Raw genomic sequence first — 24,349 nt, forward strand, 5'->3', positions numbered from 1 at the left:
CGGGTCGGAGCAGCCGGCCGTACGCGCCCGCCGGGACATTTGACCGGCGGAGATCCAGGCGTGCCAGATGTTACCAGGCCTCAGCCCCTGACCGGCCGGCTGCCGGCGGCGACGATGGCGATGATGATGAGGCCGGTCATCAGGAGGCGGACGCCGGCGCCGAGGCCGTAGGAATTCAGCATCGAGACGATGAGGAACAGGAACAGCGCGCCGGCCCAGATGCCGGGGACGTTGGAGCGGCCGCCGCCGATGGAGGAGCCGCCGATGACCACGACGGCGATCGAGGTCAGGAGATATTCCGTGCCCATGTTGAGCGCGGCGCCGCCGGAAAAGCACGACAGCAGGAAGCCGGTGAGCCCTGCGAGCCCCGCGCAAAGAACGTAGGTGATGGCCCGCACCGCATCGACGGGCACGCCGGCGAGCCGCGCTGCGCGCGGGTTCTGGCCGGTGGCGGACAGGTTGCGCCCATAGGCGGCGCGATTGAGCGCCACCCAGGCAATGACGGCGATGACGAGCGCCAGCCAGGCGACGTTGGGCACGCCGAGACTGCGACCGATGGCGAAATCGGACAGCGCCTCGGGCGGCTTGATGCGGATGCCGCGGTTCGACCAGATCGCCAGTGACAGATAGACGAAGGACGAGGCGAGGGTCGCGATGATCGGCGGGATGCGCAGGAGCTTGATCAGCGCGAAATTGGCGATGCCGGCACCAAGGCCGATGCCCAGCGCCACCAGGAGCCCGACAAGCGCGACATCGGCCCCGGCCGCGCCGCCCATATATTTCAGCGACACGGTGCCGGCGAGCGTCATGGTCGCCGGGATCGACAGGTCGACATTGCCCGGGCCCAGCGTGATGACGAACATCTGGCCGAGACCGACAATGACCGAAAAGGCCGAGAAGGTCAGCGCCGCGACCAGAAGGCCGGTGCCGCCGGCGGTCTGCCCGATGGCGGCGGTGAAGGCGAAGGTGATGCCCGCCGCGACGAAGGCCCAGATCCAGGCGCGCGAGAAGAGCGTCGCGATCATGCCGCCACGCCCCGGTTGCGCCGCCGGACCGACAGGAGCAGCCGCGCCGCGAGCACGATGATCAGGATGAACCCCTGGGCGCCGATCTGCCAGTCGGGCGACAGGCGGATGAAGGACAGGAAGCTGCCGGCCAGGGCCAGCGTCAGGGCGCCGATCACCGCGCCGACCGGCGAGATGCGGCCGCCCGTGAACTCGCCGCCGCCCAGAATCACGCCAGCGATCGACAGCAGCGTGTAGCGCAGCGCGATATTGGCGTCGGCGGCGGTCGACAGGCCAACGAGGGTCATGCCCGACAGGATGCCGAAGATTGCCGATAGGGCATAGGCGCTGGCGCGCAGGCGGATCAGCGACCAGCCAGCCCGGGCCAGCGTCCGCTCGTTGCCGCCGAAGCCGCGCAGCACGGTGCCGAAGGAGGAGCGCATGATCAGGAGATGGGCGAGCCCGGCAATCAGCACGCTGGCGACGATCGCCATCGGCGCGATCGGTGGCTTGGCCGTCATCAGCCAGCGTAGCCAGCCCGGCGAGGCACCGCCCGGCGAGGGCAGGATCATCAGCGCCAGCCCGGCCCAGACGAAGGACATGCCGAGGGTGACGACGATGGCCGGCAGGCCGCGGGCCTGGATCAGCGCGCCCAGCCCGGCATAGGCGAGAACCGAGGCCGCCAGGATCGCGGCGCCGATCAGCGGCGCGTCGTTCAGCCAGGTGGCGGTGACGCAGGCGACGAAGCTGACGAAGGTGCCGACCGACAGGTCGATGTCGTTGACCATGATGATGATCATCTGGGCGACGGTGGCGAGCGCGATGGGGACCGCCAGGTTGAACAGCAGGTTCAGCCCGAGATAGCTCATGGTGCGGGGCTGGATGACGAAGACCGCGCCGAGCAGGAGCGCCAGCGAGAGCACCGGCAGGAGAATGCGCAGATTCGGCTTCATGCGGCCTGACCCTGCATCTCGAAGCTGTTCGACAGGATCTGCTCCTCGGTGATCGCCGCGCCGGTCAGCTCGGAGGCGATGGCACCGTTGCGATAGACGAAGACGCGGTCGCACAGGCACGTCTCGTCGATCTCGGTCGAATACCAGAGGAAGGTGCGGCCGGCGTCGGCCTCGTGGCGGATCATCTCGTAGACCTGGGTCTTGGTGCCGATGTCGACGCCGCGCATCGGGTCGTCCATGACGACGATCGGGGCCTCGGTCGCCAGCGCCCGGGCGAACAGCACCTTCTGCTGGTTGCCGCCGGACAGGGACAGGATCGGGTTGTCGATGTCGTCGGTGCGAATGCCGATCTTCTCGCGCCAGTCCTCGGCGAGGGTCCGTTCGCCGTCGCGGTCGACCATGCCCCGGCACGTCAGTCGCGGCAGGGCGGCCAGCGTGGCATTGCGCAGGATCGACCACAGCGGGAAGATGCCGTCGCGGCCGCGGTCGCCGGCGACGAAGACCGCCTGCGGCGCCCGGGCCCGCCAGTTCGAGGTCTGCGACAGGTAGAAGGCCGCCAGCGCTTCGGCCTGGCCGTGGCCGGCCAGCCCGGCGAGGCCGACGATCTCGCCGCGCCGCGCCTTCAGCCCTTCGGCTGTGGACAGGATGTCGTCGCCCTGCGGCCGTACACGCTGCGCGGCTTTTTCGGAGGCGACATGGCCCATCGCCGAGACCAGCGATTGCCGGGTGAAGTGCCCGGCCTCGCGATCGGCGATGACGCGGCCGTCCTTCATCACGGCGATCCGGGTCGCCACGTCGAAGACCTCGCCCAGCATGTGGGAGATGAAGATCACCGAGCCGCCCCCGGCGCAGAAGCGGCGGACATGACCGAGGAGCTGCCCGGCGATCGAGCCGTCCAGCGAGGAGGTCGGTTCATCCAGAATGACGAGCCGCGCCGGTTCGGCGCCGTCGGCAAAGCCGATCGCCACCTCGACCATCTGGCGCTCGGTCAGCGTCAGGTCGCCGACGATCGCCTCGGGCTGAATGCGGTGGCCGGCAAAGATCTCGTCGAGCGCCGCCATGACGCGTTGCGCCGCCCGGCCGCGCCAGCCGCGACCGGTGAGGTCGCGCTGGGAAATGCGGACATTCTCGGCGACGGTCAGATTGGGGCAGAGCGACAGCTCCTGATGCACGGCGCGCACGCCGGCCCGGCGCCGCGCGATCTGGCCCGAACCGTCGGTGCCGTCGGCCAGGCCGTATCGGACCGCGCCGTCGCTCGGCTCCAGATTGCCGTTGATCAGATTGACCAGGGTCGACTTGCCGGCGCCGTTATGGCCGACGAGGGCGAGGCATTCGCCGCCGGTCACCGTCAGGTCGACCGTATCGAGAGCCCGGACAGGCCCGAAGGATTTGCGCGCGTTCTCCAGCGCGACCAGAATGTTTCCCCGGGGGCCGGCTGCCCCCGGAGCGTCACTGCCTGTCGTCATCGGGTTCGAACTCAGTTGGTGCCGGCGATCACGCCCTGGGCGTCTTCCAGCGTGTACTCGACATTGGCGACGCCGCCCTCGGGCGTCGTCTTCAGGGCCTCGTCGAGCCCGTCCTGGTCGATCCGCAGGAACGGCACGGTGAGATCCTTCGGCACCTCCTTGCCGTCGAGGATCTGCTGGGCAACCCAGAAGGCGAGGGTGGACACGCCCGGCGCGATCGAGACCGACATGGTCTCGTAGCCATTGGCATCGCGCTGCTCGGCCCACCAGGTCAGCTCGTCCTGGCGGTTGCCCATGACGATAATCGGCGTCGGCCGGCCAGCGGCCTCGAAGGCCTGGGCCGCGCCGTAGCCGTCACCGCCCTGGGTCGCGACGCCGACCACTTCCGGCAGGGACGGCAGCACGCCGGCGACGGCCTTCTGCGCCACGTCCTGGGCCCAGTCGCCATGCACCGAGCCGACGATCTTGAACTGCGGATTGGCCTCGACGCCGGCATGGATGCCGGACGAGATGGCGTCGTCGACGAAGACGCCGGCCAGTCCGCGGATCTCGAGCAGATTGCCGCCGTCGGGCAGGCGGCCCTTCAGATATTCGATCTGGTCGGCGCCCATCTGCTTGAAGTCGACGGCGATCCGCCAGGCACAGGGCTCCTCCACGATGCCGTCGAAGGACACGACGGTGATGCCGGCATCGCAGGCTTCCTTGATGGCGCCGTTGAGCGCGGTCGGCGACGCCGCATTGATGACGATGGCGTCGTAGCCCTGCAGGATCATGTTCTGGATCTGCGCGGCCTGCTCGGTGGCCTGGTTCTCGGCGGTGGTGAAGGCGTCCGCTTCGGCGACGATGCCGTCGGCCACGGCCTTGTCGGTCACGGTCTTCCAGCTTTCCAGCATGGCCTGGCGCCAGGAATTGCCGGCGTAATTGTTGGACAGGGCAATGCGCTTGTCGGCGGTCTCGGCATGGGCGCCGGTCGCAAGCATGATGGTGGCTGCCGATACGGCAGCTTTGAGAAGCCTCGTCATGTTGTCCTCCCAGACGGTGATCAGCCGCACTCTCCCGATGCGGCAAAGCACCGATGAACCGGCGCCTCGGGAAGGTAATCACAGAGTGCGGCGCACAAACCAGTGCGATCTTCGCCAGGCCCGGAAACTTTGCCGTCATTTGCGGATGGCGCGCATGTCCTCCGCCTCCAAGTGCTGTCGTAATACCGCATGACAGTCCGGGACGAATCGTATCGTATGCGCTGCGCTGCGGGGCACGACGCGCGCCATGACCGGCGGCGCATGCGGCGGCGGTTCGGGGGGATCGATGACGAACGGGGCGACAGTCGGACATGCCGTGCCATGGCCGATCGCGTGACGCTGCAAGCCGGATCAAGCCTTGTGCCGGGCCTGTTTTCGCTCGACGGGCAGGTGGCGCTGGTCACCGGCGCAAGCCGCGGGCTCGGGCTGGAGGTCGCGCGGGCCATGGCCGAGGCGGGGGCCCGGGTCGTTCTGGCCGGCCGCCACCGGTCGCGCCTGGAAGCTGCAGCCGGCAGCATCCGGGGCACCGCGCATGAGCCGGTTATCGCCGATTTCGATTTCACCGATCCCGATGCGACGCGCGCGGCGCTGCGCCGAATCCGCGAAGAGGCCGGCCGGCTCGACATTCTCCTGCACAATGCCGGGGCCCGCGACCGGAAGCCGCTGGCGCAGTTTTCCGATGCCGACATCCGCGCGCTCATCGACACCAATCTGACCGCCGGCATCGTCCTTGCCCGCGAGGCGGCGGCGCTGATGGTGCCGCAGGGCCATGGCCGGCTGATCATGATGACGTCGATCGCCGGCCATGTCGCCCGCGCCAACGACGCGGTCTATACGGCCTCCAAACACGGGCTCACCGGTCTGGTGCGGGCGCTGGCGGCCGAATACGGCCGGCACGGCATCACCGGCAACGCCATCGCGCCGGGCGGTTTCGCGACGGAAGCCAATGCCGATCTGATCGCCGATCCGAAGGCCGCGGAGCATTTCGCCGGCCGGTCGCTGGTCGGGCGCTGGGGACAGCCGCGGGAGATCGCCGGCGCGGCGGTGTTCCTCGCCTCGCCCGCAGCATCCTACGTCACGGGGCATGTCCTCGTGGTGGACGGGGGCCTGACGACGGCGATGTGAACATGCGGCGCAGCGCCAAGTGCACGCGCCGGGGAGGCGCCCGGACCCATCCGGGCCACCGAAACGGGGGAAGAGTAATGGACCGCAGAAACTTCATGGCGACGGCCGGACTGGGCGCCGTCGGCAGTACGCTGGCCGCACCGGCGCTGGCGCAGTCGCAGCCGGAGGTGATCTGGCGCCTGCAATCGAGCTATCCGAAATCGCTGAACACGATCTACGGCGCGGCCGATTCCTTTGCCAAGGCCGTGACCGAGGCGACGGACGGTCGCTTCCAGATCCAGGTCTTTGCCGCCGGCGAGATCATTCCGCCGCTGAGCATCGTCGACGGCGTCCAGCGCGGCACCGTCGAGATGGGCCAGACCGGCTCCTATTTCTATATCGGCCAAGACCCGGCCTTCGCCTTCGGCACCTGCATTCCGTTCGGACCGAATGCCCGCCAGCAGAATGGCTGGTTCTACGAGGGCGGCGGAAACGACCTCTTCAACGAGTTCTGCGCAACCTACGATCTGATCCATTTCCCCGGCGGCAACACCGGCACCCAGATGGGCGGCTGGTTCCGCAAGGAGATCAACAGCGCCGAGGATCTGAAGGGGCTGAAGATGCGGATCGGCGGCCTCGCCGGAAACGTCCTGCAGCGGCTCGGCCTCGTGCCGACGCAGATCGCGGCGGGCGACATCTATCCCTCGCTGGAGCGCGGCACGATCGACGCCGCCGAATTCGTCGGCCCGCAGGACGACCAGAATCTTGGCCTGTCGAAGATCGCGCCCTTCTATTACTTCCCGGGCTTCTGGGAGGGCGCCGCGTCGCTCAGCTTCTTCATCAATCTGGAGAAGTGGAAGGCGCTGCCGGCCAGCTACCAGTCGATCGTGCGGACCGCGGCGATGGCCGCCGGCACCGAGATGACGGCGAAATACGACGTCCAGAACCCGATCGCCCTTGCCCGTCTGCTGTCCGAGGGCACGCAGCTACGCGCCTTCCCGCAGGACGTCCTGCAGAAGAGCTACGCGGCGGCGAGGGAAGTCTATGCGGAACTCGGCGAGAAGAGCCCGGCCTTCAAGAAGCTGCTCGACCACCAGATGGAATATCGCGACCGGACCTACCAGTGGTGGCGGATCTCCGACTACAGCTACGACACGCTGATGCTGCGCGCCGCGCAGGAACAATGGTGAGCAAAGCCGCCTGAACGATCAGATCCCGGGCGGCGAGGTTCCGGCCTTGCCGCCCCCGGATGGCAGTGCCCTAGATGTCAGCCCCACAGCACCATGCGAAGGGGCATCCACAGGCCCATGCCGATCATGACGAGGTTCTCGGTCAGCGACACGAAGCCCAAAGGCACGTTCGAGCCGCCGCCGACGCAGGCGCAGTTGAGTTCGCGCTTCTGCACATAGACCGCATAGGAGACCGAGACGGCGCCGATCGTCCCGATGATCAGCGCGATCGGCGCCGACAGCCAAGTGAGGGTGCCGGCGATCATCAGCAGGCCGGCCAGCGTCTCGCCGAACGGGTAGATCTTGCCGTAGCGCACCCATCGCTTGGCCAGGAGGTCGTAGTTCAGGAACATGGTCGAGAAGCTCTCGACGTCCTGCAGCTTCTGGATGCCGAGCAGGCACATGGAGATGGCGAAGAACCACTCGATCGCCCGCAAGGTGAAGATCGTCTCATAGGCGGCGAAGGAGACCGCCAGCGCCATCAGGAAGGCGACCGAGAAGATGGCGATCACCGGCTGGTAGGTGGTCTCGTCCTCCGACTGGACCGACTTGCCGAAATGTTCGCGCAGATCGGTGTAGCCGCCGACGCGATCGCCGCCGATGAAGGCTTGCGGCGTCGTCTCGACGCCATGCTTCGCCTTGAAGGCGTCGGTCTCCTCGCGGGTGGTCAGCCAGTTGTCGTCGACCGCGAACCCTTCGCGCTCGAGAAGGTCCTTCGACTTCAGCCCGTAGGGGCAGACATGCTCGTCCATGACCATCCGGTAGAGGACGGCCGACGGGTTACTGTCGTTCGCTGCGGCGTTGCTCATGCTCCATCGTCCTTCCTGCGGCGTCCCGCGCGCCACCTTGCCGTTGCCTCTTGGCCAAGGAGTTGCGAGCGCAGAAGTTCCCGCACGGACCGCGCCGGATGCAGGACCTGCCGGAATCTCGCCTGGGAACGGGTGAAGGAAGGGGGTGCCTGCGGTACCGGCCGCTCTTGCCGGCCGGCGATCAGACGAATTCGCGGATCTGCTCCATGGCGATCGCGGTGGCGGCCGAGCGGTTCTCGACGCCGAGCTTGCGGAAAACCGTCTCCAGATGCTTGTTCACCGTCCGCACGCTCAATTTGAGAATGTCGGCGATATCCTGGTTCGACTTGCCGCGCGACAGCCACAGCAGCACCTCGGCCTCGCGCGGCGAGATCGGCAATTTCGCATTGAGGGACGCGATCAGCGTCGCGTCGCTGGCGATCTGCGAGACCCGCAGCAGGAATTCGCCATCCCCTCCCTCGCCGAGGAAGGCGAAGCTCAGGCCGGTGCCGATCTCCGTTGCGGTCGCGCGGCCTTCGCGCAGGCTGGCGAGAATGGTCTTCAGGACGCTTGCGGGGATCGGCCCCTCGGCGGCTTCCAGAATGTGGCGCCGGGCCCAGGGCGTCGTCCAGAGAACCTCGCCCGACGCGTCGATGGCGAAGAGATGGCGGCCGGCGCTGTCGAGGGCGAGCCGGGCCGAGCGGGTCTTGCGGGCATTCGCCTGGTGGACGCGCATGCGGGCGAAGACCTGCTCGATGATGACGGGCTTGGTGACGTAGTCGACCCCGCCGGCCTCGAAGGCCTCCAGCACGTGCTCGGTCTCGCTGAGCCCGGTCATGAAGATCACCGGAATGTCGGCCAGGCGGCTGTCGGCCTTGATCTGGCGGGTGGTCTCGAACCCGTCGGTGCCGGGCATGACGGCATCCATGAGGATGATGTCGGGGATCGCCCGGCGGGCGATGGCGAGTGCCCGCGACCCGCTGGCGGCCACGAGCACGGTCATGCCCTCGTCCTCCAGCGCCGTGCGCAACAGGCTGATCGTGTCGGGCGAATCGTCGACCACGAGGACGGTGGTGCGGTGGCCGCCGCGCTCCGCGTTCATCGCCCGCCTCCCGCCAGAAGCGTTTCGACGGCATCGAAATCCATGCGCTCGACGGCGAGGCGGAGTTGCGCGACGCCGGCCGCGGCGCCCGGGTCGCGGCGGGCGATCTCGTCCAGCTTGGCGTTGATCCCCCGCACATGGCCGATCTCCACCAGCGCCTGCAGGTCGCTGCGGTCGATCTCCGCAAGGGCACCGAGGTCGTCGCGGCCATCGCTTGCGCCGGACACAGGGGCCGGGGCGACCGGCGCGTCGCCTGCCGGTTCGTCGTCATGCAGCCATTCGAGACCCAGCGTGCGGGCGATGGTGTCGAGCAGGGTGTCGATCACCAGCGGCTTGGACACCCAGTCTGCGATCGGTCCGGTGATCGACTGGGGCCGGGCGTCGGCCGACAGCATGACGATCCGGCTCGCGATCCCGTCCGCGGCGATGCGCTCGGCAACCTCCCAGCCGCTCTGGCCGGGCATGCTGACATCGAGAATGACGAGGTCGGGCTCGGCGAGACGGGCCATGCGCAGGCCGGTCTCGCCGCCATCCGCCGTGAGGACGGTGAAGCCGATCGGTGTCAGGATTTCCTCGACCAGCTGCCGATGCACCGGCTCGTCGTCGACGACCAGCACGGTCCGGCGTTCGCCGCGATAGCCGGTGACCTCCCGGCGCTGGGCCACGACCCCGACGGGGGCGACGACGGTCGCCAGCATCAGGCGGACCGTGAAGGTGCTGCCGACCCCGAGCGTCGAGGCCAGGCGGACGTCGCCGCCCAGGATCTCGGCGAGCAGCTTGGTGATGGTGAGCCCGAGCCCCATGCCGGGCACCGGCCGCGCGGCGCCGTCCTCGATGCGCTCGAAGGGCTCGAAGACGCGCTCGACATGTTCCTCGGCGATCCCCGGTCCGGTGTCGGAAATGGCGAATTCGGCGATCTGGCTGCGATAGCGCACCGTCAGGGTCACCTGGCCCTCGCGAGTGAACTTGATGGCATTCGACAGGAGATTGATCAGGATCTGCCGGGTGCGCTTGGCGTCGCCGCGCACGATGTCCGGCAGGGCCCCCTCGACCCTGTAGACGAAGCCGATGCCGGCATTGCCGGCCTGCAGCCGGAACATCTCGACGATCTGCGACAGGAGCGGGCCGAGGGCGAATTCGTCGCGGTAGATCTCCAGCTTGCCGGCCTCGATGCGGGAAATGTCGAGCAGGCCGTCGATCAGCCCGGCCAGATGCTCGCCGCTGCGGCGGATCACCTTCACGCCCTCGCGGCGCTTTTCGGGGATGGCGGTATCCTTGTCGAGGATCTGGGCAAAGCCGAGCAGCGAATTGAGCGGCGTGCGCAATTCGTGGCTCATGCCGACGACGAAGCGCGTCTTGGCGAGGCTCGCCGCCTCGGCCTTTTCCTTGGCCCGCTGCAGCTCGGCGTCGGTGATGCGATGCGCCTCGATCTCTCGGGTCAGAAGCCCGGTCTGGTGCCGGGTTTCCTCGAGCGCGACGCGGCGGCTTTCGTGGGCGAGGACGAAGACCCAGGAGGCAATGCCGATGAAGATGATCAGGATGACGAAGACCTGCGCCAGCACCATGGCCGCGGTGGACGGATCGGCCGAGCGGGTCAGGGTCGCCTGCAGGTAGATCAGCGACAGGGCGGCGGCGCTGAAGCCGATCAGGGTCAGGAAGATCGCCAGATAATGGCCGCGGGCGGAATCGGCGAAGGCGGCAAGGCGGGTGGAGACGTTGCGCGCCAGCCCGTCGACGATCTGTTCGCGGGCCCGGCTGCCGGTCTTGCACAGGTCGTTGCAGCGCGCGTCTAGCGTGCAGCAGAGCGAGCAGATCGGCCCGGCATAGGCCGGACAGGAGGCCATGTCCTCGCGTTCGAATTCGTGCTCGCAGATGCAGCAGGCCAGCGTCGGCAGACCGGCCCAGTCGTCGCGCGCCCTGCGGGCCAGATAATAGCGGCCGTCGGTGGCATAGGCGATGGCCGGAGCCGCGACGAAGGCGGCTATCAGCGTCACGAACACCGACAGGGCGGCCAGGAGCTCGCCGAACAGGCCCACATGGGCAAGGGCGCCGAGGATGATGCCGGTGCCCATGGCGCCGAAGCCGACCGGGTTGATGTCGTAGAGATGCGCCCGCTTGAACTCGATATGGGCCGGCGACAGGCCGAGCGGCTTGTTGACGACGAGATCGGCGACGAGGGGCGCGACCCAGGCGACGGCGAGGATCGCGTAGAGCGCCAGGATCTCCTCCAGCGCCTGCAGGATGCCCATCTCCATCAACAGCACGGCGATGGCGACGTTGAAGATCACCCAGACGACGCGGCCCGGATGGCTGTGGGTAAGCCGGGAGAAGAAGTTCGACCAGGCGATCGAGCCGGCATAGGCGTTGGTGACGTTGATCTTCATCTGGGCGATGACGACGAACAGGCCGGTGATCCACAGCGCCGCGGTCGCGTCCGGGATGATCGCCTCATAGGCGGTCAGATACATCACGGTGGGATGATGGGCCTCGGCGATCGACAGGCCCTGCCCGACCACGAAGACCGCCAGCATCGACCCGGCGAGGATCTTCAGCGTGCCGACGATGATCCAGCCGGGGCCGCCGGCGATCAGCGCGGTCCACCACGCGGCGCTCCGGCCGGCCCGGCGCCGCGGCATGAAGCGCAGGAAGTCGACCTGTTCGCCGAGCTGTGCGGTCAGGGCGAAGAGGATCGCCGTCGCGCCGCCGAACAGCAGGATGTCGAAGCTGCCGTCGCCGCGGGTGCCGGTATAGGCCGCCCATTCGGCGTCGGGCAGGCCGCCGGCCAGCGCGAGGGCGACGAAGGGAGCGACGTTGAGCAGCACCCAGATCGGCTGGGTGATCGTCTGGAAGCGACTGATCAGGGCGATGCCGTGGGTCACGATGGGGATGACGGCGACGGCGCAGACGATGTAGCCGGCCCATAGCGGCAGGCCGATGGTCATCTTCAGCGCCATCGCCATGATCGCCGCCTCGATGGCGAGGAAGATGAAGGTGAAGCTCGCATAGATCAGCGAGGTCACCGTCGAGCCAAGATAGCCGAAGCCGGCACCGCGGGTCAGGAGGTCGATGTCGACGCCATATTTGGCCGCGTAGAACGAGATCGGCAGGCCGGCCAGGAAGATCAGGATGGCGACGCAGGCGATGGCGGGCAGGGCGTTGGCGACGCCGTAGCTCAGCGTCACCGTGCCGCCGATGGCTTCCAGCGCGAGGAACGATATGCCGCCCAGCGCCGTCATGGCGATCTGCATCGGCGTGAAGCGTCGGGCGCTCTTGGCGGTGAAGCGGAGGGCGTAGTCTTCCAGCGTCTCGTCGGCGACGAACTGGTTGTAGCTGCGGCGCACCCGGAGGATGCGCTGGGGCGCGCTGCGCGGGTCGTTCACGCCGCGTCCCGGGAGAGGCACAGACTGCCGTCCTGCATTCGCGTCCTCACATTGTCGCCGCGCCGTGTGGCGTGGTCGATGGATGACAGCGACCGCCGGCCCGCGGTCCCCGTTTCCGCACGCAGGGATCTGCCGCCCGTCCTGTCGCAAAGGCCCGTCCGCATGGCGGGATGATGGGGCCTGACGGTCAGCACCGGAATACGTCAATCTGCGTATTGTTGCTCTGCAGCATTCGTCGCGATGATCGCCCTGTCAACCGAGTGGTCAGTCCGGACCGCCGGGCTCATTCATCCAAAGACGGGGTTTCAGATGACAGACGCGACCAGAGGTGACGGCCTGCGCTCCAGGCTGCGACGCCAGCTTCTGCTGGGGACCGCGGCGGCGTTGACGCTTGCCGTGACCGGTGCGGGCGCCGCCTTCGCCCAGACGCCGCCGACCGAGGAGGTGAACACCACCGGCCTCGCGGTCACCGAGGACACCGTGAAGGTGGGCATCCTGCATTCGGTCACCGGTACCATGGCGATCTCAGAGACCGGCTCCGTCCAGGCCGAGAAGCTCGCCATCGAGCAGATCAACGCCATGGGCGGCGTCCTCGGCCGCAAGATCGAATACACCCAGGAAGACGGTGCCTCCGACTGGCCGACCTTCGCCGAGAAGGCCAAGAAGCTGCTCGTCGAGGACAAGGTCGCGGCGGTGTTCGGCTGCTGGACCTCGGCATCGCGCAAGGCGGTTCTGCCCGTCTTCGAGCAGTATAACGGCATGCTCTACTATCCGACCTTCTACGAGGGTCTCGAGGAGTCGCCCAATGTGATCTACACGGGTCAGGAAGCGACCCAGCAGATCCTGTCGGGCATCGACTGGGTGGTGAAGAACAAGGACGCCAAGAGCTTCTACCTGCTCGGCTCGGATTACATCTGGCCGCGCACCTCCAACAAGATCGCGCGCAAGCACATCGAGAAGCTCGGCCTGGAAGTGGTCGGCGAGGATTATTATCCGCTCGGCCACACCCAGTTCAACTCGGTCATCAACAAGATCAAGCTGAAGAAGCCGGACGTCATCTACGCCATCGTCGTCGGCGGCTCCAACGTCGCCTTCTACAAGCAGCTCAAGGCCGCCGGCATCGACATGACCAAGGAGGATCCGGTCCTCCTGACGATCTCGGTGACCGAGGACGAGATCCGCGGCATCGGCGGCGAGAACATCGAGGGCGCCTACGCCGCGATGAAGTATTTCGAGAGCCTGCCGAACGAGAACAACCAGAAGTTCGTCGCCGACTTCAAGAACATGTGGGGCGAGGACATCGTCATCGGCGACGTGACCCAGGCCGCCTATCTCGGCCCCTGGCTGTGGAAGGCCGCGGTCGAGAAGGCCGGCAGCTTCGACATCGACGCGGTGCGCGAGGCGTCTCCGGGCATCGAGCTGACCACCGCGCCGGAAGGCTATGTGCGCATCCACGAGAACCATCATCTCTGGTCCAAGACGCGCATCGGCCACGCCCAGGCCGACGGCCAGTACGAGGTGGTCTACGAGACCGAGGAGCTGATGGAGCCCGATCCGTTCCCGGAAGGCTACCAGTAAGCCGCAACGCTCCGGCGGGCCGTCCCTTGCGGACGGTCCGCCGATCGGCCGATCCGCCGGCCCTTGCCCGACCCAGCCGTCTTCCCGCCCGCGCCACGTTCCGCCTGCCGCGACCCGTGCGCCGAGCCCTTTCCGCCCAACAAGGAGCCCCGGATGTTTGCCGACTATTCCTGGAGCGAACTCGGATCGATCTTCGCCATGCAGGGCTTTGCCGGGCTGGTGCTGTTCTCGGTCCTGGTGCTCATGGCCCTCGGCCTCGCGATCATCTTCGGCCAGATGGGCGTCATCAACATGGCCCATGGCGAGTTCATGATCCTGGGCGCCTATGTGACCTATCTGGTCGCAGGCTTCTTCGAAGCGTTCCTGCCGGCGCTGGTGCCGATCTCCTTCTTCGTGGCGGTGGTGCTGGCGTTCTTCGCCTCCGGGGCCCTCGGCGTCGCGGTCGAGATGAGCCTGATCCGCTTTCTCTACAAGCGCCCGCTCGACACGCTGCTGGCCACCTGGGGCCTGTCGCTGATCCTGCAGCAGACCTACCGCACCATCTTCGGCGCGCGCGAGGTGGGCGTCACCCTGCCGAGATGGATGATGGGCTCGCTGCCTCTGACCGACATCATCGAGATCCCGATCAACGGGCTCATCGTCATGGCGATCACGCTGCTCATCACGCTCGGCGTCTATCTCGTCATGTTCCGCTCGCGGCTCGGCGCCCAGACCCGCGCCGTCGTCCAGAACCGCACCATGGCGGGCGCCGTCGGCATCGACACCGAAAAGGTCGACCGGATGACCTTCGGACTGGGCTGCGGCATCGCCGGCGTCGCCGGCAGCGCCTTCACCATGATCGGCTCGACAGGGCCGAGCGCCGGCCAGCTTTACATCGTCGACACCTTCCTGGTCGTCGTCTTCGGCGGCGCGGCAAGCCTTCTGGGCACCATCGCCTCGGCCTTCACCATCTCCCAGGCCCAGTCGACCATGGAATTCTTCCTGTCCGGTTCGATGGCCAAGGTGCTGACCCTCCTGACCGTCGTCGGCATCCTGATGCTGCGACCGCAGGGCCTGTTCACCCTCAAAGTCCGCCGGTGAGGATCAAACTATGACGAAGTTCCTGTCTTCCAACGGCCGATACGAGGCGATCGGCTTCCTCCTCCTTGCAGCCCTCCTGATCGTCGTGATCCCGGCGATGACCGACGCCTTCCGCCTCAACCTCGTCGGCAAGTACCTGACCTACGCCTTCGTCGCCGTGGGCCTCGTCCTGTGCTGGGGCTCGGCCGGCATTCTCAGCCTCGGGCAGGGCATCTTCTTCGGCCTCGGCGGCTACTGCATGGCCATGTTCCTGAAGCTGGAGGCCTCGACGCCGGAGGCGACGGCGATCCAGTCGACCCCGGGCATTCCGGACTTCATGGACTGGAACCAGCTGACCGAGCTGCCCTTCTTCTGGGAGCCGTTCCACTCCTTCGGCTTCACCCTTCTGGCGGTGGTGCTGGTGCCGGCGATCCTGGCCTTCGTCATCGGCTTCGCGATGTTCACCCGGCGGGTCGGCGGCGTCTATTTCGCCATCATCACCCAGGCCATCGCCGCGATCCTGACCATCCTTATCATCGGCCAGCAGGGCTATACGGGCGGCGTCAACGGCATCACCGACCTGCGCACCCTGCTTGGCTGGGACATCCGCACCGACGACGCCAAGACGATCCTCTATTTCGTCAATGCGCTCCTGCTGCTCGGTGCCATCGGCCTGTCGATGCTCGTGCGCAATTCCAAGCTCGGCCGCATCCTCGTCGCGCTGCGCGACAAAGAGGATCGGGTCCGCTTCTCCGGCTACGACGTCGCCGCCTTCAAGACCTTCGTGTTCTGCTTTGCCGCGGCGCTTGCCGGTGTCGGCGGGGCGATGTTCACCCTGCAGGTGGGCTTCATGTCGCCGACCTTCGTCGGCATCGTGCCCTCGATCGAGATGGTGATCTTCTGCGCCGTCGGCGGTCGCCTGTCGCTGATCGGCGCGGTCTACGGCACGCTTCTGGTCAACTGGGCCAAGACTTCCTTCTCCGAGAGCTTCCCGGAGCTGTGGCTCTTCGCCATGGGCGCCCTGTTCATCGTCGTCGTCATGGCCTTCCCGAACGGCCTGGCCGGCATCTTCACCAGCCATGTGCGGCCGCTGATCGACCGGTTCCTGCGCCGCTCGCCCGCGCCGCTCGCCGACCGCCGGGCGCCCGACGCAGCGGTCGCTCCCGCCGCCGCCGAATAAGGACCCACGCCATGACGACACCCAAAGAATTTCTCCTGGCCGTGGAAGGTCTCACCGTCTCCTTCGATGGCTTCAAGGCGGTGGACGATCTCTCCTTCTACGTCGATCCCGACGAGATCCGCGTCATCATCGGCCCGAACGGCGCCGGCAAGACGACGGCCCTCGACCTGATCTGCGGGCGCACCAAGGCGTCCTCCGGCTCGATCCGCTTTCGCGGCCAGGAGCTGACGAAGATGAAGGAGCATCAGATCGTCCATGCCGGCGTCGGGCGGAAATTCCAGAACCCGTCGATCTACGACGACCTGACGGTCTTCGAGAATCTGGAGATCTCCTTCCCGCGGGGACGCACGGTGTTCGGGGCGCTGGCGTTCAAGCGCGACGCGGAGGTGCGGGACCGTGTGGAGGAGATCGCCGAGATGATCTTCCTCGCCGACCATCTGGACGATCGCGCCGAGTTCCTCAGCCACGGCCAGAAGCAGTGGCTGGAGATCGGCATGCTGCTGATCCAGGACCCCGAACTCCTGATGCTCGACGAGCCCGTCGCCGGGATGAGCGTGTCGGAGCGGGTCAAGACCGCCGAACTCCTCAACCGCATCATCAAGGGCCGCTCGGTGATCGTCATCGAGCACGACATGAAGTTCGCCGAGGACATCGCGACGCGGGTCACCGTGCTGCACCAGGGCAAGGTCATCTCCGAGGGCGACATGGCCCATGTGAAGGCCGATCCCAAGGTCGTCGAAGTCTATCTCGGGCACTGAGGAACACGCCGATGCTGAACATTTCCGACCTGCATGTCGCCTATGGCTCGAGCGAGGTGCTGCACGGCCTGACCTTCGACGTGGCGCCCGGCGAGATCGTCGCTGTCATGGGCCGCAACGGCATGGGCAAGACGACGCTGATGAAGTCGCTGATGGGGATCGTGCCCCAGTCCTCCGGCGCCGTGATGGTGGACGGTGCCGACATGTCGGGCGCGAAGAGCCACCAGCGGGTGAAGGGCGGTCTTGGCTACGTTCCGCAAGGGCGTATGATCTTTTCCACCATGACGGTGCGCGAGAACATCGAGACCGGCCTGACGGTGACCGGCGAAAGCCAGGTGCCGGAGGACATCTACGAGCTGTTTCCGGTGCTGCTGGAAATGAAGGGGCGGCGCGGCGGCAATCTGTCGGGCGGCCAGCAGCAGCAGCTGGCGATCGCCCGCGCGCTCGCCTCGCGGCCCAAGGTCCTCCTCCTCGACGAGCCGACCGAAGGCATCCAGCCCTCGATCATCCGCGAAATGGGCCGCACGCTGAAGCGCATCCGCGACGAGAAGGGCCTGTCCATCGTCGTCTCCGAACAGGTGCTGTCCTTCGCCCTCGACATCGCCGACCGGGTGCTGGTGCTGGAGAACGGCGACCTTGTCCATGACGAGCCGGTGGATGGCGCCGACGAGGCGCGCATCGCGAAATATCTGTCGGTCTGACCGGCAACCATTCCCGAAGCCGAAACGAAGGAGCGCAACGGCATGACCGACACCCTGATCAAGGTCGATTTGACCCAGTCGCCGCATGACAACGAGATGGTCCACAATCGCTGGCATCCCGACATCCCGATGGCCTGCTGGGTCAATCCGGGCGACGACTTCAAGGTCGAGACCCATGACTGGACCGGCGGCCAGATCAAGAACGACGACGACGCTTCCGACGTGCGCGATGTCGAGCTCGAGCAGGTGCACTACCTGTCCGGCCCGATCGGGGTGAAGGGCGCCGAGCCCGGCGATCTTCTCGTCGTCGACATCCTCGATATCGGCGCCTTCGAGGAGAGCCTGTGGGGCTTCAACGGCTTCTTCTCCAAGCAGAATGGCGGCGGCTTCCTGACCGAGCACTACCCGCTGGCCCAGAAGTCGATCTGGGATTTCGAGGGCATGTTCACCAAGTCGCGCCACGTGCCGGGCGTGCGCTATGCCGGCCTCATCCATCCGGGCCTGATCGGCTGCCTGCCGGACCGGGCGATGCTGGACGACTGGAACACCCGCGAGAAGGCGCTGTTCGACACCGACCCGGACCGGGTGCCGACCCTGGCGGCCCTGCCGAACACCCAGTCGGCCCATATGGGCAAGCTGACGGGCGAGGCGAAGGCCAAGGCGGCGGCCGAGGGCGCGCGCACCGTGCCGCCGCGCGAGCATGGCGGCAATTGCGACATCAAGGATCTGTCGCGCGGCTCGAAGGTCTATTTCCCGGTCTATGTCGACGGGGCGGGGCTTTCCATGGGCGATCTCCACTTCAGCCAGGGCGACGGCGAGATCACCTTCTGCGGCGCCATCGAGATGGCCGGCTGGCTGCACATCAAGGTCAGCCTGATCAAGGGCGGCATGAAGAAATACGGGGTCAAGAACCCGATCTTCCGGCCCTCGCCGATCACGCCGAAATATGACGACTATCTCATCTTCGAGGGCATCTCCGTCGACGAGGCCGGCAAGCAGCACTACCTCGACGTCCACATCGCCTATCGCCAGGCCTGCCTCAACGCCATCGAATATCTGAAGAAGTTCGGCTATTCCGGTGCGCAGGCCTATTCGATCCTCGGCACCGCGCCGGTCCAGGGTCACATCTCGGGCGTCGTCGACGTGCCGAATGCCTGCGCGACCCTGTGGCTGCCGACGGACATCTTCGAGTTCGACATCATGCCGGGCAATGACGGGCCGACGAAGTTCCTCGACGGTTCGATCGACATGCCCATCGCGCAGGACCTGTAAGGCGATGCCCTTCTACGACTATGATTGTGCCGATTGCGGCACCTTCACCAGCCTGCGCCCCATGGCGCAGGCTGGCGAGCCCTGCGATTGCCCGTCCTGCGGCGACAGCGCCCGCCGGGTCATCCTCTCGGCGCCGCGGTTGTCGACCATGGATGCCGGTCGCCGCACGGCCTTCGCCACCAACGAACGCAGCGCCAACGCGCCGCGCTCGGGCGGCAAGAAGCACGGCGCCGGCTGTTCCTGCTGCGCGGCCCCCGGCAGCCGGGCGAAAGCCGGTGCGACGCTGACCATGCCGACCGGCGCCAAGACCTTTCCCGCCAAGCGGCCGTGGATGATCAGCCACTGACGGCAGACGGGTCAGGGGACAGGTTCGAGGGGGGAAGCGGTATCGCGGGGCGCGTCATGCGCCCTGCGATACCGTCCTTCTCTTGGCCTAGCCGTGCTTGATCGAGATGGTCTTCAGGCGGGAGAAGCCGTAGAGGGCCTCGAAGCCCTTCTCGCGGCCGTGGCCGGACTTGCCGACGCCGCCGAAGGGCAGTTCGACGCCGCCGCCGGCGCCGTAATTGTTGATGAAGACCTGCCCGACATGCAGCTTGCGGGCGAGCCGCATCTGGCGGGCGCCGTTTTCGGTCCAGACGCCCGCGACGAGGCCGTAATCGGTGCCGTTGGCGATGCGGATGGCGTCGGCCTCGTCCTCGAACGGGATCAGCACCTGCACCGGGCCGAAGATCTCTTCCTGGGCGAGCCTGTGGTCGGGATCGACGTCGGCGAAGAGGATCGGCGCGACGTAGTGGCCGTCGGCCGGGGCATCGGCGTGGATCGTGCCTTCACCGGCAATGGTGAGCTCGGCCTTACCCTGCGCGATGTAGCCCGCGACGATCGCCTTCTGCTTGCCCGAGACCAGCGGCCCGAGATCGTGGTCGGCGGATGCGGGGCCGACGACGAGCCCGGCATAGACCGCAGCCATGCGGCGCTTCACCTCGTCATAGATACCGCGCTGCACGAGCACGCGCGAGGCGGCCGAGCAGGTCTGGCCGGCGGCCTGGACGCAGGCGCCGACGAGGGTCGGCAGAGCCGCGTCGAGATCGCAATCGTCGAAGACGATGTGCGGCGACTTGCCCCCGAGCTCCAGCGTCACCGGGATGACGTTCTCGCTGGCGGCGGCCTGGATGCGCCGGCCGGTGCCGACCGAGCCGGTGAAGGAGACGTGGTGGACGCGCGGATGCGCCGACAGCGCCGCGCCGACCTCGTGGCCATAGCCGGTGACGATGTTGAGGACACCGGCGGGCAGGCCGGCTTCCTCGGCCAGGGCCGCGACGGCAAGCGCGCTGAGCGAGGCGTCCTCGGCCGGCTTCAGGACGCAGGCATTGCCCATGGCGAGCGCCGCGCCGACCGAGCGCCCCATGATCTGCATGGGGTAGTTCCAGGGAATGATGTGGGCGGTCACGCCGTGCGGCTCGCGCAGGGTCAGGACCGTCGTGCCTTGCTGATAGGGGATGGTCTCGCCGGTGATCTTGTCGGCGGCGCCGCCGTAGAACTCGAAATAGCGGGCGAGCGCCACGGCGTCGTTGCGGGCCTGGCCGAGGGGCTTGCCGACATCGCTCGATTCCAGATGGGCCAACGTCTCGGCGCGCTCGGTGACGAGGCGGGACAGGCGGACCAGGATGCGGCCGCGCTCGGTGGCGGTCATGGCGCCCCATTCGCCGTCGAGGGCCGCTTCCGCCGCCGCGACGGCGGCCTCGACATCGGCGGCCGTCCCCTCCGCGATCTGGCCGATGTTCTCGCCGGTCGAGGGGTTTTCGACGGCAATGGTCCGGCCGCCGGCGCCGGAGCGCCATTCGCCGCCGATCAAGAGCTTCGTCGGATCGAACCAGAGACCGGACTGGATTGTCATGTGATGTTCCTCCCAGGAAAATGTCCGCGCATGCGGCGCGGTGGGCACGCCGGGACGATCCGCCGGCGGCCGGTGTCGTTCAGACGGCGTGTCGGACGTGCGGTTCGAGCCGCTCGCGGGCGGCTTCGAGGTGGGCGAGCATGGCGGCTTCGGCCCGCGGCGGGTCGCGGTCGATGATCGCCTCGAGGATCCCGACATGCTCCTCGATGACGGCGTGGCCGACATTGGCGTGATAGCGCAGCCGGAAGATGTGCATCTGGGTGAACAGCCGGCCCAGCGTCTCGGCAATGAGGTCGTTGCCGCAGGCCTCGGCGATGGCGGTGTGGAACCGGCTGTCGAGAACCACGAGCCGGGCGCAATGGGCGTCGATATCATCGCGCGACAACGCCTGCATCTCGGCGGCGATCTCCTTCAGCACGGCAAGCTGACCGGGGGTGGCATGTTCGGCGGCGCGCGCGGCGCTGCGCGGCTCGACCAGGGCGCGCATCTCGAAGATGCTCTCCAGCCGGGCGACGGAGGGCAGCGGCGCGACCGAGTAGCCGGTCAGGTGCTTCTTGACGACGAGACCCTCGGCTTCCAGCCGGATCAGGGCGGCGCGGGTCGGGGTCTGGGAAACGCCGAAGCGGCGGGCCAGCTTGTCGACGGAGAGGCGTTCGCCGGGCGGGATCTTCAGGCCGATCAGGTCGTCGACCAGTCGCTCGTAGACCGCGTCGCCGAGCGACGGACCCTGCACGATCAGGTCGTCCGCGGATGCGGTCCAGTCCCCCATGCGATCTCCGCGAAAGGCGGTGTTGCGGTCGGCCACAGCCCGTCCTTGACCAATGCCATTCAGTCTCATACGGATATCGTATCGGATATCTGGTGTAAACATCATCGGATTTGAGGTTGCCGACGCAGGAGGATGCGGGCAATTTCAACCAAGACGGTCCGAACCGAATGGGAGGAATACGCATGACCCTGAGAGGCATTCTCGCCGGCGCCCTTCTGGCGACCAGCGCCCTGACCGCGACGTCGCTTTCGGCCAAGGAAATGAACTTCGCCATCGTGACGCCACCGGACGGCCACTACGGCCAGGGCGCCAAGGCCTTTGCCGAGAAGATGAACGAGCTCTCCGAAGGCGAGATCACCATCAACGTCAAGGCCGGCGGTTCGCTGGGCGGCGAGCGCGAGCTCCTGGAAGGCGAGCAGATCGGCACGATCGAGCTGGCGATGACCTCGACCGGTCCGGTCGGCAGCTTCGTGCCGGAAATCTATGCCCTCGACTTCCCGTTCCTGTTCAACGACTACGCCAGCGCCCACGAGATCCTCGACGGCGAGATCGGCGACGAGCTCTTGGCCAAGTTCGAGGACAAGGGCATGATCGGCCTTGCCTGGTCGGAGAACGGCTTCCGCCACATCACCAATTCGGTGAAGCCGGTGCAGACGCCCGCGGACGTGGCCGGCCTGAAGCTGCGGACCATGGAAAACCAGGTCCATATCGACGCCTTCAAGGAACTCGGCGCATCGCCGACCCCGATGAGTTGGACCGAGGTGCTGACCTCGCTGCAGCAGGGCACGATCGACGGCCAGGAGAACCCGATCCCGATCATCGTCTCCAACAACATGTGGGACATGCAGAAATACGTGACGCTGACCGGCCACGTCTATTCGCCGGCGGTCATCACCATGTCGAAGATCCACTGGGACCAGCTCTCCGAGGAAGAGCAGGGCTGGATCCGCGAAGCCGCCAAGGCCGGCGTCGAGGCGACCCGCGCGGTCGTTGCCGAGACCGAGAAGAACGGTGTCGCCACCATGCGCGAGAACGGCATGGAAGTGATCGAGGATGTCGACAAGAAGGCGTTCCAGGATGCCGTCCAGCCGACCTATGACCGCTACGGCAAGGAATATGGCGAGGCCATGATCCAGCGGATCCGCGACGCCCAGAAGTAAGCCATCCGACGAATCGCGAGGCCGGACCGTCCGGCCTCGCGGTGCCCGGCTGCGGTTCGCGGCCACCGCCCGCGCGCGGCTTCGCTGGAGGCCGCGCGTCTCGCCCTCCAGCTCTCGAAGGTGCCGTCCATGCGCAAGGCCGTCCTGACCGCCGCCGAGAAGCTGACCGTTCTCACTCATAATCTCTCCGCCCTGCTGCTGGCGCTGGCGACGGCGCTGGTGTTCTGGCAGGTGGTGACGCGTTTCGTTCTCGGCGATGCCGCGGCGTGGTCGGAGGTGCTGGCCCGCGGCGTGGTGATCTGGATGGTGTTTCTCGTCGCCGGCGCCGGCTTCCGGCTGAGCGCGATGATCCCCTTGGAATTCGTGCGCAGCGTTCTGCCCGACCGCATGCAGCGCAGCGTCTCCTTCATTGTGCTTCTTGGCATCCTCGCCTTTCTCGGGGTGTTGACCTGGTTCGGCGTCCTGATGACGATCCGCGTCTCGACCCAGCAGGTGGCGATGCTCAACATCCCGATCTCCTGGCTCTATGCCGCGATCCCGGTCGGCGCGGTGCTGGCGATCCCGGGCGCGATCCTCGAATTCCTGCGCCCGATCGAGCCGTCGCGGGCCGAGCATGACGTCCAGCGCGACCGGGAGTCCTTCGAATGAACGCCGCCCTCGTCGCCGCCCTTCTGGTCTTCTTCTCGCTGTCGATCCCGGTCGCCGTCGCCATCGGTCTCGCCGCGATCGTCGGGGTCGCCTTCTTCTCGCCGCTGCCGCTGCTGGTGGTGCCGCAGAAGATCTTCACCTCCATCGACAGCTTCCCGCTGCTGGCGGTGCCGTTCTTCATCCTGGCCGGCAATCTGATGACCCATGGCGGCGTCTCGCGCCGGCTGGTGGATTTCGCCAAGTCGCTGGTGGGCGGCGTGCAGGGCGGGCTGGCCTCGACCTGCGTCGTCACCTGCATGATCTTCGCCGCGATCTCCGGCTCGTCCGTCGCCACGGCCTTCGCCATCGGCGCGATCCTGGTGCCGGCGATGGCGCGGCACAAATATCCACTGCCCATGGCCGCGACGATCCAGGCGACCTCGGCCGAACTCGGCGTGATCATTCCGCCCTCGGTGCCGATGATCATCTTCGGTGTCTCCACCGAGACCTCGGTGACCAAGCTGTTCATCGCCGGCATCGGGCCGGGCGTGCTCATCGCCGGCGCGCTCATCGTGATGACCCAGGTCTGGTGCCGGCTGAAGGGCATCGGCAAGGAAGACGGCGACGACGCGCTGCCCATCGTCAAGAGCACCGTCGACGCCTTCTGGGCGCTGATGCTGCCGGTGATCATTCTCGGCGGCATCTATGGCGGCATCTTCACGCCGACCGAGGCGGCGGCGGTCTCGGCGGTCTATGCGCTGGTCGTCGGCCTGTTCGTCTACCGGGAAATGAGCTTCTCCGACCTGCCGCGGATCTTCCGAGCATCGGCCGTGGCGACCGGCGCGATCATGCTGATCATCGCCACCGCGGGGCTGTTCTCCTTCCTCGTCAGCCTGTCGGGCCTGCCCAATGTCATCGGCAGCTGGGCGGAAGCGACCTTCGGCGGGGCGGTGGGCTTCCTGCTCTTTGTCAACGTGCTGCTGCTCCTGGTCGGCATGTTCGTGGAGACCTCGGCGGCGATCCTCGTCCTGGCGCCGATCCTGACGCCCATCGCCATCGGCTTCGGCGTCGATCCGGTCCATTTCGGCATCATCGTCATCGTCAATCTGGCGCTCGGCATGGTGACGCCACCGCTCGGCGTGAACCTCTTCGCCGCCGCCGCCGTGGCCCGCATCCCGGTGCAGAGCATGTTCCGCTCGCTGATCGTGCCGGTGCTCGTGGTGTTTGGCGCGCTTCTCCTGATCACCTTCGTGCCGGCGATCTCGCTGTGGCCGGCGGCGCATCTGTGAGCCGGCCGGCCGGC

Annotated in this window: 21 protein-coding genes; 12 read left to right on the forward strand and 9 right to left on the reverse strand. The window is 67.1% G+C overall.

Annotated elements, in window-relative coordinates:
• Positions 1-80: 80 nt before the first annotated feature.
• From N7I30_RS08775 to N7I30_RS08790, 4 genes are read right to left on the reverse strand one after another with little or no spacing between them, the layout of a single operon-like run.
• Entirely contained in the window at positions 81-1,025 is a 945-nt protein-coding gene (locus tag N7I30_RS08775; RefSeq protein ID WP_498638177.1) for an ABC transporter permease, read from the reverse strand.
• Positions 1,022-1,957 (reverse strand): ABC transporter permease, encoded by a 936-nt coding sequence (locus N7I30_RS08780; RefSeq protein WP_498638179.1) that lies wholly within the window; start codon positions 1,955-1,957, stop codon positions 1,022-1,024. The genes N7I30_RS08775 and N7I30_RS08780 overlap by 4 nt, the downstream gene beginning before the upstream one ends.
• Positions 1,954-3,423 (reverse strand): sugar ABC transporter ATP-binding protein, encoded by a 1,470-nt coding sequence (locus N7I30_RS08785; RefSeq protein ID WP_498638181.1) that lies wholly within the window; start codon positions 3,421-3,423, stop codon positions 1,954-1,956. Before N7I30_RS08785 ends, N7I30_RS08780 begins: the two co-directional genes overlap by 4 nt.
• Positions 3,424-3,434: 11 nt before the next feature.
• The gene (locus tag N7I30_RS08790) at positions 3,435-4,445 is read right to left on the reverse strand and encodes an ABC transporter substrate-binding protein (protein ID WP_228240679.1); all 1,011 of its coding nucleotides are present in this window, start codon (positions 4,443-4,445) and stop codon (positions 3,435-3,437) included.
• A gap of 321 nt (positions 4,446-4,766) precedes the next feature.
• Between N7I30_RS08790 and N7I30_RS08795 the strand changes: the two genes are divergently transcribed.
• Both N7I30_RS08795 and N7I30_RS08800 read left to right on the forward strand, forming a co-directional pair.
• A complete protein-coding gene (locus N7I30_RS08795; protein WP_498638184.1) occupies positions 4,767-5,570 on the forward strand; it encodes an SDR family oxidoreductase in 804 nt (267 codons plus the stop codon).
• Positions 5,571-5,647: 77 nt separating this feature from the next.
• Entirely contained in the window at positions 5,648-6,739 is a 1,092-nt protein-coding gene (locus N7I30_RS08800; protein WP_498638186.1) for a TRAP transporter substrate-binding protein, read from the forward strand.
• Positions 6,740-6,816: 77 nt separating this feature from the next.
• Here N7I30_RS08800 and N7I30_RS08805 read toward each other — a convergent pair whose 3' ends face one another.
• The 3 genes from N7I30_RS08805 to N7I30_RS08815 form a co-directional block, all read right to left on the reverse strand.
• Positions 6,817-7,587: a MauE/DoxX family redox-associated membrane protein gene (locus N7I30_RS08805; protein ID WP_498638188.1), complete on the reverse strand. Its 771-nt coding sequence runs from the start codon at positions 7,585-7,587 to the stop codon at positions 6,817-6,819.
• Between the two features lie 181 nt (positions 7,588-7,768).
• A complete protein-coding gene (locus N7I30_RS08810) occupies positions 7,769-8,668 on the reverse strand; it encodes a response regulator (protein ID WP_498638190.1) in 900 nt (299 codons plus the stop codon).
• Positions 8,665-12,048: a hybrid sensor histidine kinase/response regulator gene (locus N7I30_RS08815; RefSeq protein WP_498638192.1), complete on the reverse strand. Its 3,384-nt coding sequence runs from the start codon at positions 12,046-12,048 to the stop codon at positions 8,665-8,667. The genes N7I30_RS08810 and N7I30_RS08815 overlap by 4 nt, the downstream gene beginning before the upstream one ends.
• A gap of 309 nt (positions 12,049-12,357) precedes the next feature.
• Between N7I30_RS08815 and urtA the strand changes: the two genes are divergently transcribed.
• The 7 genes from urtA to N7I30_RS08850 all read left to right on the forward strand — a co-directional run bounded on the left by urtA (position 12,358) and on the right by N7I30_RS08850 (position 18,942).
• The gene (gene urtA, locus N7I30_RS08820; RefSeq protein ID WP_024352131.1) at positions 12,358-13,626 is read left to right on the forward strand and encodes an urea ABC transporter substrate-binding protein; all 1,269 of its coding nucleotides are present in this window, start codon (positions 12,358-12,360) and stop codon (positions 13,624-13,626) included.
• Positions 13,627-13,779: 153 nt separating this feature from the next.
• On the forward strand, positions 13,780-14,706 hold the full coding sequence (urtB, locus tag N7I30_RS08825) for an urea ABC transporter permease subunit UrtB (RefSeq protein WP_498638194.1): 927 nt from the start codon (positions 13,780-13,782) through the stop codon (positions 14,704-14,706).
• Between the two features lie 10 nt (positions 14,707-14,716).
• Positions 14,717-15,865 carry an urea ABC transporter permease subunit UrtC gene (gene urtC, locus N7I30_RS08830; RefSeq protein ID WP_187392313.1) on the forward strand — a complete coding sequence of 383 codons (1,149 nt, stop codon included), beginning with the start codon at positions 14,717-14,719 and terminating at the stop codon, positions 15,863-15,865.
• A gap of 11 nt (positions 15,866-15,876) precedes the next feature.
• Positions 15,877-16,623 (forward strand): urea ABC transporter ATP-binding protein UrtD, encoded by a 747-nt coding sequence (urtD, locus tag N7I30_RS08835; RefSeq protein WP_009208017.1) that lies wholly within the window; start codon positions 15,877-15,879, stop codon positions 16,621-16,623.
• 11 nt (positions 16,624-16,634) lie between these two features.
• Positions 16,635-17,324, forward strand: a complete 690-nt coding sequence (gene urtE, locus N7I30_RS08840; protein WP_024352135.1) for an urea ABC transporter ATP-binding subunit UrtE — start codon at positions 16,635-16,637, stop codon at positions 17,322-17,324.
• A gap of 42 nt (positions 17,325-17,366) precedes the next feature.
• Positions 17,367-18,596, forward strand: a complete 1,230-nt coding sequence (gene fmdA, locus N7I30_RS08845; RefSeq protein ID WP_024352136.1) for a formamidase — start codon at positions 17,367-17,369, stop codon at positions 18,594-18,596.
• Between the two features lie 4 nt (positions 18,597-18,600).
• A complete protein-coding gene (locus N7I30_RS08850) occupies positions 18,601-18,942 on the forward strand; it encodes an FmdB family zinc ribbon protein (RefSeq protein WP_498638198.1) in 342 nt (113 codons plus the stop codon).
• An 87-nt stretch (positions 18,943-19,029) separates the two neighbouring features.
• Here N7I30_RS08850 and N7I30_RS08855 read toward each other — a convergent pair whose 3' ends face one another.
• Both N7I30_RS08855 and N7I30_RS08860 read right to left on the reverse strand, forming a co-directional pair.
• On the reverse strand, positions 19,030-20,490 hold the full coding sequence (locus tag N7I30_RS08855; RefSeq protein WP_498638200.1) for an aldehyde dehydrogenase family protein: 1,461 nt from the start codon (positions 20,488-20,490) through the stop codon (positions 19,030-19,032).
• A 79-nt stretch (positions 20,491-20,569) separates the two neighbouring features.
• Positions 20,570-21,259, reverse strand: a complete 690-nt coding sequence (locus N7I30_RS08860; protein WP_498638202.1) for a GntR family transcriptional regulator — start codon at positions 21,257-21,259, stop codon at positions 20,570-20,572.
• Positions 21,260-21,441: 182 nt separating this feature from the next.
• Between N7I30_RS08860 and N7I30_RS08865 the strand changes: the two genes are divergently transcribed.
• The 3 genes from N7I30_RS08865 (at position 21,442) to N7I30_RS08875 (ending at position 24,335) form a co-directional block, all read left to right on the forward strand.
• The gene (locus N7I30_RS08865) at positions 21,442-22,419 is read left to right on the forward strand and encodes a TRAP transporter substrate-binding protein (RefSeq protein WP_029703759.1); all 978 of its coding nucleotides are present in this window, start codon (positions 21,442-21,444) and stop codon (positions 22,417-22,419) included.
• Positions 22,420-22,548: 129 nt separating this feature from the next.
• Positions 22,549-23,067: a TRAP transporter small permease gene (locus N7I30_RS08870; RefSeq protein WP_024352140.1), complete on the forward strand. Its 519-nt coding sequence runs from the start codon at positions 22,549-22,551 to the stop codon at positions 23,065-23,067.
• Positions 23,064-24,335, forward strand: a complete 1,272-nt coding sequence (locus N7I30_RS08875; protein ID WP_498638207.1) for a TRAP transporter large permease — start codon at positions 23,064-23,066, stop codon at positions 24,333-24,335. Before N7I30_RS08870 ends, N7I30_RS08875 begins: the two co-directional genes overlap by 4 nt.
• The last annotated feature ends 14 nt before the right edge of the window (positions 24,336-24,349 follow it).

This window comes from Aurantimonas litoralis (assembly GCF_026153195.1).
Taxonomy (GTDB): Bacteria; Pseudomonadota; Alphaproteobacteria; order Rhizobiales; family Rhizobiaceae; genus Aurantimonas; species Aurantimonas coralicida.

Bases quoted from the DNA above. Each gene is read 5' to 3' on its own strand.
- N7I30_RS08775 (WP_498638177.1), bottom strand. From the start codon at position 1,025: ATGATCGCGACGCTCTTCTCGCGCGCCTGGATCTGGGCCTTCGTCGCG.
- N7I30_RS08780 (WP_498638179.1), bottom strand. From the start codon at position 1,957: ATGAAGCCGAATCTGCGCATTCTCCTGCCGGTGCTCTCGCTGGCGCTC.
- N7I30_RS08785 (WP_498638181.1), bottom strand. From the start codon at position 3,423: ATGACGACAGGCAGTGACGCTCCGGGGGCAGCCGGCCCCCGGGGAAAC.
- N7I30_RS08790 (WP_228240679.1), bottom strand. From the start codon at position 4,445: ATGACGAGGCTTCTCAAAGCTGCCGTATCGGCAGCCACCATCATGCTT.
- N7I30_RS08795 (WP_498638184.1), top strand. From the start codon at position 4,767: ATGGCCGATCGCGTGACGCTGCAAGCCGGATCAAGCCTTGTGCCGGGC.
- N7I30_RS08800 (WP_498638186.1), top strand. From the start codon at position 5,648: ATGGACCGCAGAAACTTCATGGCGACGGCCGGACTGGGCGCCGTCGGC.
- N7I30_RS08805 (WP_498638188.1), bottom strand. From the start codon at position 7,587: ATGAGCAACGCCGCAGCGAACGACAGTAACCCGTCGGCCGTCCTCTAC.
- N7I30_RS08810 (WP_498638190.1), bottom strand. From the start codon at position 8,668: ATGAACGCGGAGCGCGGCGGCCACCGCACCACCGTCCTCGTGGTCGAC.
- urtA (WP_024352131.1), top strand. From the start codon at position 12,358: ATGACAGACGCGACCAGAGGTGACGGCCTGCGCTCCAGGCTGCGACGC.
- urtB (WP_498638194.1), top strand. From the start codon at position 13,780: ATGTTTGCCGACTATTCCTGGAGCGAACTCGGATCGATCTTCGCCATG.
- urtC (WP_187392313.1), top strand. From the start codon at position 14,717: ATGACGAAGTTCCTGTCTTCCAACGGCCGATACGAGGCGATCGGCTTC.
- urtD (WP_009208017.1), top strand. From the start codon at position 15,877: ATGACGACACCCAAAGAATTTCTCCTGGCCGTGGAAGGTCTCACCGTC.
- urtE (WP_024352135.1), top strand. From the start codon at position 16,635: ATGCTGAACATTTCCGACCTGCATGTCGCCTATGGCTCGAGCGAGGTG.
- fmdA (WP_024352136.1), top strand. From the start codon at position 17,367: ATGACCGACACCCTGATCAAGGTCGATTTGACCCAGTCGCCGCATGAC.
- N7I30_RS08850 (WP_498638198.1), top strand. From the start codon at position 18,601: ATGCCCTTCTACGACTATGATTGTGCCGATTGCGGCACCTTCACCAGC.
- N7I30_RS08855 (WP_498638200.1), bottom strand. From the start codon at position 20,490: ATGACAATCCAGTCCGGTCTCTGGTTCGATCCGACGAAGCTCTTGATC.
- N7I30_RS08860 (WP_498638202.1), bottom strand. From the start codon at position 21,259: ATGGGGGACTGGACCGCATCCGCGGACGACCTGATCGTGCAGGGTCCG.
- N7I30_RS08865 (WP_029703759.1), top strand. From the start codon at position 21,442: ATGACCCTGAGAGGCATTCTCGCCGGCGCCCTTCTGGCGACCAGCGCC.
- N7I30_RS08870 (WP_024352140.1), top strand. From the start codon at position 22,549: ATGCGCAAGGCCGTCCTGACCGCCGCCGAGAAGCTGACCGTTCTCACT.
- N7I30_RS08875 (WP_498638207.1), top strand. From the start codon at position 23,064: ATGAACGCCGCCCTCGTCGCCGCCCTTCTGGTCTTCTTCTCGCTGTCG.